Consider the following 15,937-nt stretch of genomic DNA (forward strand, 5'->3'; position numbering starts at 1 on the left):
TTATTGGTTACAGTTCACTAAATCTGCTGAGTGTTCTTTTTTTATATAAAAAGAACAAGTTAACGGGGGATGTTAATGACTTATATATATAAGGTTATGACTCAGAAACAAGCAGAGGAGATTGCGTTTCAATGGCACTATGATGGAGAGTATTCATTTTATGATATGGAGTCAGATAGAGATGATTTAGAAGTATTTATTAACCATGAAAAGAGAGGGGACTCTGTGTATTCAGTCCTTAATAATAATGAACTAATTGGCTTTTTTAGCGTTAATAAAGCAGATGGACATATATATGATATCGGTTTAGGAGTAAGACCGGACTTAACTGGTAAAGGTGTTGGTTTCAAATTTCTAAAATCAGGTATAGAGTTTGTGAAAAGTGAATACAAACCCCAAAAAATAACATTATCTGTAGCGACATTTAATCAAAGAGCGATAAAAGTTTATGAAAAAATTGGTTTTAAAGAAATTAAGACTTTTCTGCAAGCTACAAACGGTAGTAAATTTGAGTTTATAAAAATGGAATACGAATGCTAATTTGTAAATCAAATTATTTCAGGGTGCATATCCTTCGTCTAAAAAAATCCTTACTGCAGGCTACTTCAGGTGGTCTGTTTTTTTATGTAAGCATTTGGTGTCCACTAACAGTTATGCTACAATCAGAAAAGCATAAGTGACAAAAAGGGACGATGACAATGACAAAGGCTGATTTGCCTGTTCATAAGAATGAAAGTTATGAAGTAGATATAGTGGATTTAACCCATGAGGGAGCAGGAGTTGCTCGTGTAAATGGGTTTACTTTATTTGTGCCGAATACACTGCCTGGCGAGCGTGCGAAGATTAAGGTTATTGGTGTGAAAAAAGGATTCGGGTTTGGTCGTTTAGAAGAGCTGATCGAAGAGAGTCCAGAACGTGTTGATCCGCCTTGTCCGATCTACAAATGGTGTGGAGGCTGTCAGCTTCAGCATCTATCCTATGAAGGACAGCTGGAGTATAAACGCAAGCTTGTGGAAGACGTTTTAACGAGAATCGGAAAGTTAGAAGACGTTCCAGTTCTCTCAACACTTGGCATGGGAGAAGAACCGTGGCGTTATCGTAACAAAGCGCAAGTGCCAGTTGGTGAACGCAATGGCCGTATCATCACAGGTTTTTACCAAAAACGCAGCCATGAGATTGTAGAGATGGATAGCTGTATCATCACGGGAGATACGAACGATGACGCGGTACAAGCTGTGAAGGAGATCGTGAATCAATATAACATCAGTGCCTATAATGAAGAAAAACATAAAGGCATCCTGCGTCATATCATTGCGCGATACGGTAAAACGACAGGCGATTTGATGATTGTACTCGTAACGAACGGCCAAGAGCTGCCACAGCGTAAGAAGATTGTAGAAGATATTCGAAATGCACTGCCTGAGATCAAATCCATTGTACAAAATGTAAACTCAAAACGTACGAACGTGATTTTTGGTGAAGAAACACGAGTGCTTTGGGGTGCTGAATATATTTATGATTTTATCGGCGACATCAAGTTTGCCATCTCAGCTCGTTCGTTTTATCAGATTAATCCGGATCAGACGAAAGTGCTTTATGATCAAGCTTTACAATACGCGGAACTAAATGGCGATGAGACCGTCATTGATGCGTATTGCGGAATTGGGACGATCTCCCTGTTCCTCGCACAAAAAGCAAAAAAAGTGTATGGCGTAGAAATCGTACCAGAAGCAATTGAAGACGCGCGCCGCAATGCGGAGTTAAACAGCATCCATAACGCTGAGTTTGCTGTTGGTAAATCAGAAGACGTGATACCAGAGTGGAAGAAACAAGGCGTCACGCCAGATGTGATCGTCGTCGATCCACCACGAAAAGGCTGCGACGAGGAGTTATTAAAAACCATTATCGAAATGAAGCCGAAGCGTGTTGTCTATGTGAGCTGTAACCCAGCCACACTAGCACGTGACCTACGCATTTTAGAAGATGGCGGATTCAAAACAGTAGAAGTTCAGCCAGTGGATATGTTTCCACAGACGACGCATGTTGAAGCAGTTGCGAAACTTGAACTTATTTGACGTTAAGAGCCTTGTTCCTTGTTGAATGAGGCTCTTCATTTTCCATAAATTATAAATTGTGCAGTGATTGAAATTCAGTTAGAAGTCATGATATAAGTGTAAAGAAATATTATTTTACCGGGATTTTGAAGTTGCATTATAGTGAGAGGATTTGAGCATCAATGATAGATAATTTTTGGCGTGATCTACCGCGTCCATTTTTTGTACTTGCCCCAATGGAGGATGTGACTGATGTTGTTTTTCGTCATGTGGTAAGTAAAGCTGGGCGACCGGATGTGTTTTTCACAGAGTTTACAAACTCAGATAGCTTTTGTCATCCGGAGGGATTAAAAAGTGTCCGCGGCCGTTTGACGTTTACAGAAGACGAACAGCCGATGGTGGCACATATTTGGGGCGATAACCCTGAATACTTCCGTCAAATGAGTATTGGCATGAAAGAGATGGGCTTTAAAGGGATCGACATTAATATGGGCTGCCCTGTGCCGAATGTAGCACAAAGAGGAAAAGGAAGTGGCCTTATTCTACGTCCAGATGTAGCTGCAGAATTGATTCAGGCCGCTAAAGCTGGCGGACTGCCAGTTAGTGTGAAAACTCGACTTGGTTTTAAAGAAGTAAATGAGTGGGAAGAGTGGCTTGGGCATATTCTAAAACAGGATATTGCGAACCTTTCAATTCATTTACGCACAAGAGAGGAAATGAGTCTTGTAGACGCTCATTGGGAGCTTATTCCTGAGATTAAAAAGCTGCGTGACCGAATTGCACCAGATACGTTGTTAACGATCAATGGAGACATTCCGGACCGTCTAGTCGGGCTGGAGCTTGCTGAAAAGTATGGTATTGATGGTGTCATGATCGGACGGGGAATCTTTAAAAATCCTTTTGCTTTTGAAAAAGAGCCAAGAGAGCACAGCAGCAAAGAATATCTTGATCTGTTAAGACTGCAGCTTGATCTTCAAGATCAATACGCGGAAGAAGTGCCGCGTTCCATTACAGGGCTTCATCGCTTTTTCAAAATCTATGTAAAAGGATTTCCTGGAGCTGCTGAATTACGAAATCAGTTGATGAACACAAAATCAACTGATGAAGTGAGAGCGTTGCTAGATAACTTAGAACTGTAATAACATATAAATTTTTAATAAACAGTATGAGACCAGACGTGTTTCATACTGTTCTTTTGTTCTTGTAGTCCGGCATTTAACTAGAGGAAGGTGACAGCTTCTGTAGAATTATAGATACATTCATGGAAAAGCAAGGAGGAGTTACGTTATGAAATTACTGCTCACATCTGGAGGCGTGATTAACAAAAGCATACATGAGGCGCTCGTTGATATGTTGGACAAGCCAATTGCTGATTGCAACGCCCTTTGTATACCTACTGCCATGTACGGACATCCCTGGGTGGGACCAGGCGTGAAAGCTTGGGAGTTCATCATCGGGAAAGAGGAAAATCCTATGGTTAACCTAGGTTGGAAGTCAGTTGGTGTGCTCGAGCTCACAGCGCTGCCAAGCATAGACAAAGAACGCTGGGTACCCCTCGTAAAGGAGACCGACGTCTTATTAGTTTCGGGCGGAGACGCTCTTTACCTGTATCATTGGATGCAGCAATCGGGGTTAGCAGAGCTATTACCATCTCTTCGCGCAGTATATGTGGGAATGAGTGCAGGAAGTATGGTGATGACACCTAAGATTGGGGAAGATTTCGTTGGCTGGACTCCACCGAGCGGTGAAGATAAAGCACTCGGTTTAGTCGATTTTTCAATCTTTCCACATGTTGATCACGAGATGCTGCCGGAAAACACCATGGCAGCTGCAGAACAATGGGCATCAGAGATACAGGGACCAGCCTATGCTATCAACGATGATACCGCCATCAAAGTGATCGATGGAGAGGTCGAAGTGATCTCAGAAGGACATTGGAAGCTGTTTTAGTTACGACTGCTTGATGTCATTTGCGCATCTGCTTTTTTTATTAAATAAAATAAGAATAGAGGTTTTGATATGGAGGCCAATAAAACATGGCTTTCTATTCCTAAAGAGATTAGAAGTCGGCTTATTAATAATGTTTTTTGTACGAATTGTTCAGGTGTTACAACAATTGAAAGTTTTACAATAGAAGATGCTCGGTTTGGAGTTGTTCTAAAAGGTAAGTGTAAGAAGTGTGGACATGAAGTAGCAAGGGTTATTGAAGCTGAGTAGTATTCTTATTCAACCCCATTGAACCTCATTTATAGTTAGTCACAGTTAATTTGGCTTGGATGAGTTCAGTTTGAACTATTAAACCGTTAATAGGAAGTGTAACCCTCAGGAACTTAATCCTGAGGGTTTATTCTAGAAAAACAAGTCCGTAAACATTATCAAAACATTCTAATTATTACAACTTTTATAAATACATTGTAATATGTCGAAATACTTACTATAATACTATTTATTAGAAAGACAATTGTATTTTCCAGGTGGATATTTTATAAAGTGATTCGATTTTTCTACCTGTTAAAGGCGTATCTTGTTACAGGTTTATTCAGATGAACAGCTTTACAATTCTAACTAGATTGGTGATGACATCTATGAAACGTATACTGAAAAAGTGGAATCAGTTAAGTCTTGTTAAACAGATCTTTATCGGATTAATTGTAGGTATTATCTTAGCTTTAGCGATTCCGCAAGCAGCAAAACCTGTTGTTATTTTTGGAACATTATTTGTAGGTGCACTAAAAGCAATTGCACCTGTTTTGGTATTATTCTTAGTTATGTCGGCGATTGCTCAACATAAAGCGGGCCATCAGACGAACATGAAAGCCATTATTTTATTTTATCTTGTAGGTACATTCTTAGCTGGATTAACAGCTGTTATTGCAAGCTTTCTTTTCCCTGTAGGTCTGACTCTTGGCAAGGGGGCTGAAGGGGTAACCCCTCCGGGTGGTGTTGTTGAAGTACTAAAAACGTTGTTGATGAACGTTGTTGATAATCCATTCAACGCTTTGGTTAACGCGAACTATATCGGAATCTTGGCATGGGCAGTACTTTTAGGTCTTGCTTTAAGAAGTGCAAAGGAAACGACAAAAACGATGCTTTCAAACGTTTCTGATGCTGTAGCTAAACTTGTAACATGGGTCATTAAGTTTGCACCGCTTGGAATCATGGGATTAGTTGTTGAATCGATTACGTCAAACGGTATTGAATCATTATTGGGTTATGGCAAGTTGCTAGGACTTTTAATTGGTTGTATGGTATTTGTTGCGTTGGTTGTGAATCCAATTATTGTGTATTTGGCAATTAGACAAAATCCTTATCCGCTTGTTTTTAAATGTTTAAAAGAAAGTGGAATCACAGCATTCTTTACACGCAGCTCTGCTTCTAACATTCCTGTAAACATGAAGTTATGCGATAAGCTTGGTTTGGACAAGGACAATTATTCTGTATCCATTCCACTAGGTGCGACAATCAATATGGCAGGTGCTGCGGTTACGATTTCTGTTTTAACACTTGCCGCTGTTCATACACTTAACATTCAGGTTGACTTAGGGACTGCTATACTTCTAAGCGTTCTATCCGCTGTATGTGCTTGTGGCGCTTCAGGGGTTGCTGGCGGATCGTTGTTGTTAATTCCTCTTGCGTGTAGTTTGTTCGGTATACCTGGTGATGTGGCGATGCAAGTAGTTGGTGTTGGCTTTATCATCGGTGTTTTACAAGATTCTTTTGAAACAGCACTAAATTCATCAACAGACGTACTCTTTACAGCAGCAGCCGAGTACAAAGAGTGGCGTAAAGATGGAAAAGAGATTAACATTCAAAAAGCAGCATAAGTAGATAGATGGCACCTGAAACGTTGTTTAAGCGTTGATGGTGCTTTTTTGTTGGCGTAATTTTCTTTTTTAAAAGGAATTATGTCGAATTGTATGGAATTACATAATTGGGTTTATTATAAAAAATCAGGAGGTTACTCATGGGCAGATTAGTTCATTTTGAAATTCATGTGGATGACATGGAGCGAGCAATGAAGTTTTACGGTGAGGTGTTTGGCTGGTCGTTTCAAGATTGGAGTGAATTTGCTGGAATGCCTTATTACGGTGCAGTGACTGGGGACGACAAAGAAATGGGGATCAACGGTGCTTTGATGCAAAGACAGAGCCCGCCGCCTGAACCGAACCAAGCATTAAATGGATATGCATGTACGATGGGTGTTGAAAGCTATGATGAAACAGAAGCCAAGATTTTAGAGCAAGGCGGAAAAGTAGCGATGCCGAAGTACGCGCTCCCAGGAATGGCTTGGCAAGGATACTACATAGATACAGAAGGCAATATTTTCGGCATTCATCAGCCTGATGAGAATGCGAAATAGATATTAGTAGATAAGACAACGCCGGTAAGATGGCGTTGTTTTTTTTGAGGGAATTTACGGTACGTGTTTTTATATCTGTTACGCTTTCGCACACTTTACAACGATTTACACACACTTTTCGGTAGAATGCGCACATTCCATCACCAACTCTGCTCATTTCGACACAAATATCGCACACATCACTCCAATTTACACACATCAGCCAACGAACGGACATCTTGATATCTCTAAACGCTACTTTAAGTATGCTAAAAAATACCCCTTTGTTAAAAAAGTACAGACGATGTTAAGAAAGTGCTAATGATAGCGCTTTCAAACTCTCTTTTTTCGTAGCTATAATTACCTTGTAAGTACTATTAAAGGGGGAACTAATGATGAAGAAAAGTAAATTCGTATCTCTGATGCTTGCTGTTGTCATGCTTATGCTTGTTGCAGCTGGTTGCAGTGACAGCAATAGCGAGGTAAGCGTGGGAATCGTATTACCTACTAAAGATGAGCCAAGATGGGTGCAGGATGAGCAAAGATTTAAGGATGCTTTAAAAGGAACAGATTACACGACTGAGATTTTGTTCAGTCAAGGATCTTCTGCAAAAGAAAAAGAAAACGTTGAAACATTGATCAACAAAGGAATCGACGTTCTTATTATTTGTCCGCAAGATGGCGATGCAGCAGCTGCAGCAGTTGAAGCAGCGAAAAAAGATGACATCACGGTTATCGCGTATGACCGTTTGATCACGAATACAGATGCAGTTGATTATTACGTAACATTTGACAGCTTGGCAGTAGGTGCTGCACAAGGTCAGTACTTAATCGATAATGCTAAAGGATCGAACACACCGCTTTACTTATATGCTGGAGCGGCTTCTGATAACAATGCATTCCTATTCTTCGAAGGAGCTTGGAAAGTACTTCAACCTAAGATTGCTGACGGTACATTCAAGATCGCTAACTCTAGTGAAGCAGAAGCTTTAAAAGACAAAGCTGAACTTTCTCGTGATGAGCTGAGCAAGATCATCGGCCAAGTAACAACGAACTGGGATGCAAACGAAGCGAAGAACAAAGCGCAAACACATTTAACGGCTGCTAAGGCAGACTTAAAAGGTGATGTTGCGATTCTAGCTCCAAACGACGGAACAGCTCGTTCGATCGCGGATGTATTTGGATCAGACAGCGCGGTTTCTAGCTACCTCGTAACAGGTCAGGATGCTGAGAAAGCTTCCATTCAATATGTCATTGATGGCAAACAATCGATGACTGTCTTTAAGGATGTTCGTACACTTGTTAAGGATGCAATGGGAATGGCGGTTGAGATCCTGGATGAGAAGAAGCCAGAAACAACAGGTTCTTATGACAATGGAAACGTTGAAGTAAAAGCAAAACAAACGAACGTAATCGTTGTGAACAAAGACAACGTTAAGAAAGAACTTATTGAGTCTGATTATTATAAAGCCGACGATTTTACAGGGCTCCAATAAGAAAATAGCAGGACGAGAAATAGTGATAGATCCTATGTCTATCACTATTTTTCACAATGAACTTAGTGGAGTGGCTAATTGGAGGGATCATGATGAGCGAATATATTTTGGAGATGAACGAGATCTCCAAATCGTTTACCGGAGTGAAAGCGCTCAGCAACGTAAATTATAAAGTAAGAAAAGGCGAGATACACTGCTTGATCGGAGAAAATGGAGCAGGGAAAACAACGCTGATGAAGGTGCTGAGTGGTGTCTATCCTTATGGAACGTATGAAGGAGATATTGTATTTGAAGGCAGTGTTCAGCAATTCAATAAGATTAGTGACAGTGTTCAAACCGGCATTGTTATCATCTATCAGGAGCTAGCGTTATTTCCGGATCTCACAGTATTTGAAAACATTTTTGTTGGTAACGAGGTAAAACGAGGAAACTTGGTGGACTGGAACCAGACGATTGCTGAAGCAAAGAAAATGCTGAAGCGGGTGGGACTTGACGTGAATCCTGAAACACTTGTAAAGGACTTGAGTGTAGGAAAGCAGCAGTTGGTCGAAATCGCTAAAGCGTTAAGTAAGGACGTTAAGTTGCTTATTTTAGATGAACCGACCGCCGCACTGAATGAAGACGACAGTGAGAATTTGTTAAAACTTTTAGGTGAGCTCAAGAAACATGGCATTACGAGTATTATGATTTCCCACAAGCTGAAAGAAGTCATTTCCATTGCTGATCAAGCGACGGTACTGCGTGATGGCAAAACAATCTGTACGCTCGATGGTTCTAACGGAGAAATCTCAGAGAACAAGATTATTAAAAATATGGTTGGACGCGATATTGATGATATTTATCCGAAGAGACCGGATAAGAAGATCGGTGAAACGATACTAGAACTGAACAATTGGTCTGCTTATAGTACCGAGCTTGGCAGACATGTGTTAAAGGATATCGATTTTCATGTAAAAAAAGGAGAAATCGTTGGAATCGCCGGACTCATGGGCTCTGGACGAACCGAGCTTGCACTGAGTGTGTTTGGTAATCCGAAAAATTACAAACTAGAAGGTCAGCTTAAAGTCTCAGGTGTGGAAAGAACGTTCAAGCACACTAGTGACGCGATTAAGTCAGGCATCGCTTATGTAACAGAAGACCGAAAAGGTGACGGGTTATTTCTCATTCAAGATATTAAGAACAATATAACAGCGGCAAATCTTAACGAAGTCGCTGATAAGGGCATCATCAACGAGAATGAAGAGGTAAAAAGAGCAACAGAATACAAAAGGTCCATGTATATAAAAGCATCCTCACTAGAGCAAACGGTCGGTAACTTGAGTGGAGGAAATCAACAGAAGGTATCACTCGGAAAGTGGCTGTTCGTTGGGCCAAAGCTATTGATTTTGGATGAGCCTACTCGTGGTATTGATGTAGGTGCCAAATTTGAGATCTATACGATTATGAACCAATTAATCAGCGAGGGCATGAGTATTATCATGATCTCTTCTGAACTTGGTGAAGTACTTGGAATGAGTGATCGTGTCTATGTTATGGCTGAAGGAAGAATGAAAGGGCAGCTGCCGATTGAAGAAGCAAATCAAGAAAACATCATGCAGCTTGCAACGCAATAGGGGGTTAACGCAATGGAATTTATCAATGAAGCAAGAACGTTAGTGAAAGAGAATATCCGTGATTATGGGATGTATATCGCTTTGTTTGTGATTATGCTTACCTTCTCCATCATGACGGATGGGCTGTTCATGTCATCTCGTAATATTAGTAACCTATTAGATTCTACTGGTTATATCGCTGTACTAGCAGTAGGAATGACACTTGTCATCGTTATTCGTCATATTGATTTATCTGTAGGGTTCGCAGCAGGATTTCTTGGTGCGATCGCTGCCATCCTTTTAACAAAGATGGGATTGCCTGTTTATGTGACAATTCCGGTGATCCTTTTGCTTGGAATCGTTATTGGTCTGTTTAACGGTTTGTTGATCGCAAAATACGCCATCCCTTCGTTCGTTGCTACGCTTGCGGGAATGTTGATCTTCCGCGGTGCGCTATTGCAAGTAACGGAGAAAACAGGAACAATTATTATCAAAGACGATGCGTTCAACGCGATCGGAAACGGATTTATTCCTTCCCTTATGATTGTAAACGGTCTGCATCTTTTATCTCTTATTCTAGGTTTACTATCGATCTTATTTTATATTTACAGCGAGATCTCTACGCGTCGGAACAAGATTAAATATCAGTTCGATGTTGTCTCTAAAGGGATTTTTACTTTTAAACTCATTTTTGTCTCAGCGATCATTGCTTATGTAACTTGGATTCTAGCAGGTTATAACGGCTTTTCTTGGACTGTTGTTATTATGCTTATTGTCGTTGTAGCCTATCATTTTTTAACGACGAAAACGGTGCTTGGCCGTCACATATACGCGGTGGGAAGTAACCCAGAAGCTGCACATCTAAGTGGAATCAATGTCAATAAGATTACGTACATGGTGTTTGGTTCTATGGGAATGCTTGCTGCGCTCTCAGGAATTCTTTTTACTTCACGACTTCAATCCGCTACGACAACAGCAGGAACGCTTTTCGAGCTTGATGCCATCGCAGCTGCCTATGTGGGCGGTGTGTCTTCAGCGGGTGGTGTTGGAAAAGTAACGGGTGCCATCATTGGTGCCATTGTTATGGCTTCTTTATCAAGCGGGATGAACCTTCTTGGCGTTGGGGTTTCCATGCAGTACATGATTAGAGGTGGCGTGTTAGTTGCCGCAGTATTGTTTGATGTAATGACGCGTAAAAAGAGAGGATAAACGTAAAAAGTGGAGACATCGCGCTATAAGATGTCTTCACTTTTTTAACTCTTAAACACCTATTATATTCCTATGATTGGTAAAGAGGTTAACGTCTCGTTCAAGTTTCTTATGATAAAATAAGAGTAGTAAATTAACGGAAAAAAAGGGGATACTTCACTTGCGCAAAGCTGGGTTAATCTTATTGATTCTTATATGTATCTTCCTAAGTTATTTCACGTTTATAACGGCACAAAAAGCGTTTCGATCTGATTGGAAACTGCCTGCAGCTTCTACTCAGAAAAAAGATTCTTTCCGTATTGTTCTTATCACTCAAGAATTGGATACCCCTTTTTGGGATAAAGTTGGAAAAGGTGCGGAACAACAAGCTCAAAGAAACGGAGCAAGCCTTGAAGTATGGGGAAGTTACGGCAAGAACCAAGATGATTTTTTGAAGAAGCTTGAGATTGCTATACAGTCAAAGGTGGACGGCATTATTGTACAAGGCCTTGATACAGATCGTTTTAAAGAATTGACGAAGGTTAAAGCTGCGTTTTATGGCATTCCTATTATTACCGTAGGAAATGACGTGCCCAAAGCAGAAAGTCTCCGAAAAACATACGTTGGGTCAAATCAGCACCTAGCTGGAATGATGATTGCCAAACTCATGTTGTCTGATATGGGACAAGAAGGACAAGTCATTTTATTAAGTGATAACCAAAAAGAGTATTATCAGGAGGAACGACTTGCAGGTATTAAAGAGGTGCTTCAAAACTTTCCGAACGTAAAAACGGTTTACACAGAAACACCTGAGGCGAGAGAGCAAGTTATCGCCAATACTAGAGACCTTTTAAATCAGTACCCAGATGCGGATGGATTTATTGCTGTAAACGCTAATATTGCAGGTGCTATGATTCAGGAGATTGGTAGACGTGGACAGGTGGAGCCTTATTTTATTTATTCTTTTGATGATGGATCTGAATCGCTCGCATTGCTTAACCAAAAAAAGTTGGATGGTGTGATTGAGCAGTCACCTGAGATGATGGGGAGCAAAAGCGTTGATGTTATGATGCAATGGCTAAAGAACCAAACCGTTCCTCTTGATGCGGATGGTTATTTAAGTGAAATTCGAATGATAAAGGCGATGGACGAGAGATGAACAGAATACAGAAAAAAATATGGATGCTCGCATCAGTCGTTCTGATCATCATGGCTGTTATTTGGATAGCGCTTACATACTATAATCAAATTACGCAAAATCAATATAATGAAGTCTTGCAACGTTATTTAAGCATGAATGAGGTAACGAACACCAGTCAACAAGTGGTGACAAATCTTAATAACTACTTGCTTGAACCGTCAGAGAACCATTTAGATAACCTTAATAAAAGCAAAGATAAACTAAACGTGGCAAAAGGGGATATTGCGAAACTAAGAAACTCAGAAAATGAATTTGCACTCATGAATTATATGAATCTTATCGACAGTTTGATCGAAACAACAGACCGTTCTCTTATGTTTTATGCGGAATCTGACGCTGAAACCTCAAACAAAGAATTCGCCGAAGCGACTCGTCTTTCAAAATATATTTCAGAAATGACACTGACATTAATCGATACAGAGCTGAAGACTTACGACGTTTTTTATAGAGGTATAATTGATCAGTCTGCTGAATTTAAGAAACTAGGAATTTGGCTGATGCTTCTCATTACACTTTTGTTACTCGTAATTACCTATTGGTTTAGTTTAAGTATCACAAGACCTGTGCAACAGTTGACGCGTGCAGCGAACGAGCTGTCTGCAGGAAAATTTGACAAAGAGATCAAAGTTGAATCAAATGATGAAATCTCATTTCTTGCTCAAACTTTTAACCGAATGCGCATTAATATCAATAATCTGTTTCAGGAAATACAGCAGAAGGCGCAGCTTGAGCACGAACTGCAGCAAAGCAAGCTTCTTTTACAAGAAAGTCAACTTAAGAACCTGCAAAGCCAGATCAATCCGCACTTTTTGTTTAACACGCTAAATACGCTCTCGAAAAAGGCCTATTTGGAAGGATCAGAAGAAACGAGCGATTTACTTGTAAGTGTGGCTGGTCTCTTGAGGTATAACTTAAAGTGGCTAGACAAATCCGTCACGCTTCAAGATGAAGTGATGGTGATCCAGCAATATATGAACATTCAAAAAGCAAGGTTTACTGACCGTCTGACGTTGCACCTCGAGATGGATCAATCATGCTTAGACGTGCAGATTCCTGGCCTGACTTTGCAACCGATTATTGAAAACGCAGTGATCTATGCGGTTGAGCCAAGAGAAGAGGGTGGGCAGATCTGGCTACGAATTATAGATGACGAAAACATGGTGAGAATTGAAGTGGAAGACGACGGACCAGGAATACCTGAGAATATTAGGTTACAGATTTTAGATGGAGAATTAATTGAGACGAACAGCGCTTCAACAGGAATAGGGTTTACGAATGTTGTGAAGCGACTCCGACTATTTTATAGTATGGAAAACGTGATGGATATTGAAAGTGGTATCGGTATAGGTACCAAGGTGGTAATAAGAATTCCTAAGACGAGGGGGATTGAACAACATGCTCAAACTCTTGATCGTTGATGACGAACAGATTGAACGAGAAGGGCTGCAAGTTATACTGCAAAAGGCATTTCCTCATATCGAGATTTATCAGGCGAGGAATGGAAAAGTCGCAGTTCAAGTTGCGGCGGAAGTAAAGCCTGACTTAGTGATGATGGATATTCAAATGCCAGGAATGAACGGACTAGAAGCGATCCAGCAGATTACATCTACGAATCCTTTTATTAAGTTTGTGATGATTACAGCTTTTGATATGTTTGATTATGCTCGTCAGGCGATCAAATTAGGAGTGAAGGATTATTTATTAAAACCTAGCAGAGTGAGTGAGATTGAGGAGACGGTCGGAAAAGTCTTAATGGAAATTACAGAAGAGCGCAGATCTCTAAGAGTTCTCGAGAGTACGTTACCGCTCGTGGAAACAGATGTTGTCACCCAGCTGTTGTTCGATCATGTACATGATGTTCATTTGGATATGCTTGTTGATATGCTCGACATCTCTTCCACTCATGAACCATTCGTGATGAGTATTCTACTTCCGCAGGGTGAAGAAAACCTTTATTCGTTGATCAAAGAAAAGGTCAGGAAATCGACTAGTGGGTGGATTGGTGCCTTGTATGGCCGTCAGCTTCCTATTATCGTCTTTCGTAAACCGGGCTATTCGTTTCGTTCTCAAGCGGTTTCTCTTGCAAAAGATATTCTCTCCCTGAGAAAAGCAAGGTCTGATGATGGTTGGTTTATAGGAATTGGAAATTTATGTCGTTCTTTAGATCAAGTTCGGCAGTCCTATCAAGAATCACTTATTGCTACGATGGACTCCTCCTTGCCTGTTAAATACCGCTTTTATCAGGATGTTCCAGTGCTTGGGAGTACAGAGAACAGACCTCAATCCCAACAGCGGGAAAAACAGTTTTTAGATGAAATCAGGCTAGGGAAATGGGATGAAGTTCATAAAAATGTATTGAATCTCATACAACGTTGCGAGAATGAAGGGACAGATCTGCTCCAAACGCAGCAGCGTGTTCTTGAACTGCTCTGGGTCGCTGCAAGAGTGATGAACGAAATGGGAATGGAGACTGAAACGCCTTTCTTTTCTTATCAAACTCAAGACTACCGTCAGCTTCGTTCTGAATCAGAACATCTATTCAAACAGATGCGGACTTCATACGAAGAACATTATGAACAGCTTGAAGCCGATACGATTCATCAGATTAAACAATATATCGTAGAGCATTCTCATGAAGACATCTCTCTTGAGGCGTTAGGAAGAAAAGTAGGTTTGAGTCCGATCTATATTAGTAAGATGTTTAAAGAGAAGCTAGGAATCAACTATATTGATTTTCTGACAGAATGCAGAATTGAAAAGGCGAAGAAACTGATGGCAGATCCAGAAAAAAGCTTAAAAGAAATCACGTTTGAGGTCGGTTATCACGAACCCAATTATTTTAGCAAAGTGTTCAAAAAAATGGTTACGCTTTCACCTACAGAATATCGTAGGACTGTTCTTGGGAAAAAAGGATGAAGGTAAGTAAAGGAGCATCATTCATGAGAAAATTCATAAACCGTGTAAGCCTCGTCCTGTTATTTATAGTGTTAATATGTGCTTCAGGGTGCGACAAAGACAGTACGAGTAATGAGACACTTGGAAAAGCGATTCCTCCTAAAAGTGAAAAAGTGGATGGCGGGACACTGAAAAAAGAAAAGATTAAGATTGGCTTTTCCATGGATACTTTGTTGGAAGAACGTTGGCTTAAAGACAAAGAGCTCTTCAAAAAAGCCGTAGAAGATTTAGGTGCAGAAGTAGAAATTCTAGCTGCCAATGGTGATGACTCTTTGCAGATTGCACAAGCTGAAACGCTAATTCACAATGAGGTCGACCTTCTTGTTGTTGTTCCTCATAACGCTGAAGCCATGGCGACGATCGTCAAGAAAGCACACTCAGCAGGAATTAAAGTCATGGCATACGACCGTCTAGTCAAAAATGCTGACCTTGACATGTACGTTTCTTTTGACAACGAAAAGGTAGGCGAGCTTCAAGCCCGTGCGATAACAAAGCTTGTTCCGAATGGAAAGTACGTATATATAGGAGGAGCTGAAACAGATAACAATGCTCATCTGTTCAAGAAAGGGGTATTCCGGGTTCTACAGCCTTTAATTGATAAAGGGGTGATCACGGTCGTTTACGATCAATGGTCCAAAGACTGGACGCCTGCTAATGCGTTTATAAATATGGAGTCGGCGTTGAAAGCAAACAAAAATGAGATCAATGCTGTAATTGCAGCGAACGATGCCACTGCGGGTGGTGTCATACAAGCTCTTGAAGCACAAGGACTCGCGGGAAAGGTTCCGGTAGCCGGACAAGATGCGGAGCTTGCTGGAGTGCAGCGTATCGTGCAAGGAACTCAAGTGATGACGGTGTATAAACCGATTCAAACTTTATCAAAAAAAGCGGCAGAATTGGCAGTCGAGATGGCAAAAGGTAAAACGATAAAAGTGGAACGAAAGATTAACAATGGCAAAGTTGAGGTTCCCTCTGTTTTGTTGTCTCCGATCGCGGTTGATAAAGGGAATATTGAAAAAACGATTATTAAAGACGGATTTCATTCTAAAAGTGATGTTTATCAGAATCAGCAATAAAACAGCCTCCGTGATCTAATTGAACTGTAACCCGAA

The 15,937-nt window shown here is 40.6% G+C and carries 14 protein-coding genes; all 14 read left to right on the forward strand.

Features of this window, described 5'->3' with window-relative positions:
- Positions 1-75: 75 nt before the first annotated feature.
- The 14 genes from P4V41_RS21325 (at position 76) to xylF (ending at position 15,901) form a co-directional block, all read left to right on the forward strand.
- On the forward strand, positions 76-540 hold the full coding sequence (locus P4V41_RS21325) for a GNAT family N-acetyltransferase (protein WP_328087216.1): 465 nt from the start codon (positions 76-78) through the stop codon (positions 538-540).
- A gap of 158 nt (positions 541-698) precedes the next feature.
- A complete protein-coding gene (gene rlmD / locus P4V41_RS21330) occupies positions 699-2,075 on the forward strand; it encodes a 23S rRNA (uracil(1939)-C(5))-methyltransferase RlmD (protein ID WP_328087217.1) in 1,377 nt (458 codons plus the stop codon).
- Positions 2,076-2,236: 161 nt separating this feature from the next.
- On the forward strand, positions 2,237-3,193 hold the full coding sequence (locus tag P4V41_RS21335; protein ID WP_328087218.1) for a tRNA-dihydrouridine synthase: 957 nt from the start codon (positions 2,237-2,239) through the stop codon (positions 3,191-3,193).
- A gap of 148 nt (positions 3,194-3,341) precedes the next feature.
- On the forward strand, positions 3,342-4,004 hold the full coding sequence (locus P4V41_RS21340; RefSeq protein ID WP_328087219.1) for a Type 1 glutamine amidotransferase-like domain-containing protein: 663 nt from the start codon (positions 3,342-3,344) through the stop codon (positions 4,002-4,004).
- A 69-nt stretch (positions 4,005-4,073) separates the two neighbouring features.
- Positions 4,074-4,271, forward strand: coding sequence for a hypothetical protein (locus tag P4V41_RS21345; protein ID WP_328087220.1), 198 nt, complete (start codon positions 4,074-4,076; stop codon positions 4,269-4,271).
- Between the two features lie 368 nt (positions 4,272-4,639).
- Positions 4,640-5,878, forward strand: a complete 1,239-nt coding sequence (gene sstT, locus P4V41_RS21350; RefSeq protein WP_328087222.1) for a serine/threonine transporter SstT — start codon at positions 4,640-4,642, stop codon at positions 5,876-5,878.
- A 140-nt stretch (positions 5,879-6,018) separates the two neighbouring features.
- Positions 6,019-6,414, forward strand: coding sequence for a VOC family protein (locus P4V41_RS21355; protein WP_197132305.1), 396 nt, complete (start codon positions 6,019-6,021; stop codon positions 6,412-6,414).
- Between the two features lie 371 nt (positions 6,415-6,785).
- Entirely contained in the window at positions 6,786-7,889 is a 1,104-nt protein-coding gene (locus P4V41_RS21360) for a sugar-binding protein (RefSeq protein ID WP_328087224.1), read from the forward strand.
- 92 nt (positions 7,890-7,981) lie between these two features.
- Positions 7,982-9,502, forward strand: a complete 1,521-nt coding sequence (locus P4V41_RS21365) for a sugar ABC transporter ATP-binding protein (RefSeq protein ID WP_328087225.1) — start codon at positions 7,982-7,984, stop codon at positions 9,500-9,502.
- 12 nt (positions 9,503-9,514) lie between these two features.
- A complete protein-coding gene (locus P4V41_RS21370) occupies positions 9,515-10,690 on the forward strand; it encodes a sugar ABC transporter permease (protein WP_328087226.1) in 1,176 nt (391 codons plus the stop codon).
- A 160-nt stretch (positions 10,691-10,850) separates the two neighbouring features.
- Positions 10,851-11,828, forward strand: coding sequence for a sugar ABC transporter substrate-binding protein (locus P4V41_RS21375; RefSeq protein ID WP_328087228.1), 978 nt, complete (start codon positions 10,851-10,853; stop codon positions 11,826-11,828).
- Positions 11,825-13,288, forward strand: a complete 1,464-nt coding sequence (locus P4V41_RS21380; RefSeq protein ID WP_328087230.1) for a sensor histidine kinase — start codon at positions 11,825-11,827, stop codon at positions 13,286-13,288. Before P4V41_RS21375 ends, P4V41_RS21380 begins: the two co-directional genes overlap by 4 nt.
- On the forward strand, positions 13,266-14,786 hold the full coding sequence (locus P4V41_RS21385; protein WP_328087232.1) for a response regulator: 1,521 nt from the start codon (positions 13,266-13,268) through the stop codon (positions 14,784-14,786). The genes P4V41_RS21380 and P4V41_RS21385 overlap by 23 nt, the downstream gene beginning before the upstream one ends.
- Positions 14,787-14,809: 23 nt before the next feature.
- Positions 14,810-15,901, forward strand: a complete 1,092-nt coding sequence (gene xylF / locus P4V41_RS21390; RefSeq protein WP_328087234.1) for a D-xylose ABC transporter substrate-binding protein — start codon at positions 14,810-14,812, stop codon at positions 15,899-15,901.
- The last annotated feature ends 36 nt before the right edge of the window (positions 15,902-15,937 follow it).

It is taken from the genome of Fictibacillus nanhaiensis (assembly GCF_036213205.1).
GTDB lineage: Bacteria > Bacillota > Bacilli > Bacillales > Fictibacillaceae > Fictibacillus > Fictibacillus nanhaiensis_E.

What these genes read in the sequence shown, in the direction of transcription:
- P4V41_RS21325 (WP_328087216.1), top strand. Translation starts at nt 76, where the DNA reads ATGACTTATATATATAAGGTTATGACTCAGAAACAAGCAGAGGAGATT.
- rlmD (WP_328087217.1), top strand. Translation starts at nt 699, where the DNA reads ATGACAAAGGCTGATTTGCCTGTTCATAAGAATGAAAGTTATGAAGTA.
- P4V41_RS21335 (WP_328087218.1), top strand. Translation starts at nt 2,237, where the DNA reads ATGATAGATAATTTTTGGCGTGATCTACCGCGTCCATTTTTTGTACTT.
- P4V41_RS21340 (WP_328087219.1), top strand. Translation starts at nt 3,342, where the DNA reads ATGAAATTACTGCTCACATCTGGAGGCGTGATTAACAAAAGCATACAT.
- P4V41_RS21345 (WP_328087220.1), top strand. Translation starts at nt 4,074, where the DNA reads ATGGAGGCCAATAAAACATGGCTTTCTATTCCTAAAGAGATTAGAAGT.
- sstT (WP_328087222.1), top strand. Translation starts at nt 4,640, where the DNA reads ATGAAACGTATACTGAAAAAGTGGAATCAGTTAAGTCTTGTTAAACAG.
- P4V41_RS21355 (WP_197132305.1), top strand. Translation starts at nt 6,019, where the DNA reads ATGGGCAGATTAGTTCATTTTGAAATTCATGTGGATGACATGGAGCGA.
- P4V41_RS21360 (WP_328087224.1), top strand. Translation starts at nt 6,786, where the DNA reads ATGATGAAGAAAAGTAAATTCGTATCTCTGATGCTTGCTGTTGTCATG.
- P4V41_RS21365 (WP_328087225.1), top strand. Translation starts at nt 7,982, where the DNA reads ATGAGCGAATATATTTTGGAGATGAACGAGATCTCCAAATCGTTTACC.
- P4V41_RS21370 (WP_328087226.1), top strand. Translation starts at nt 9,515, where the DNA reads ATGGAATTTATCAATGAAGCAAGAACGTTAGTGAAAGAGAATATCCGT.
- P4V41_RS21380 (WP_328087230.1), top strand. Translation starts at nt 11,825, where the DNA reads ATGAACAGAATACAGAAAAAAATATGGATGCTCGCATCAGTCGTTCTG.
- P4V41_RS21385 (WP_328087232.1), top strand. Translation starts at nt 13,266, where the DNA reads ATGCTCAAACTCTTGATCGTTGATGACGAACAGATTGAACGAGAAGGG.
- xylF (WP_328087234.1), top strand. Translation starts at nt 14,810, where the DNA reads ATGAGAAAATTCATAAACCGTGTAAGCCTCGTCCTGTTATTTATAGTG.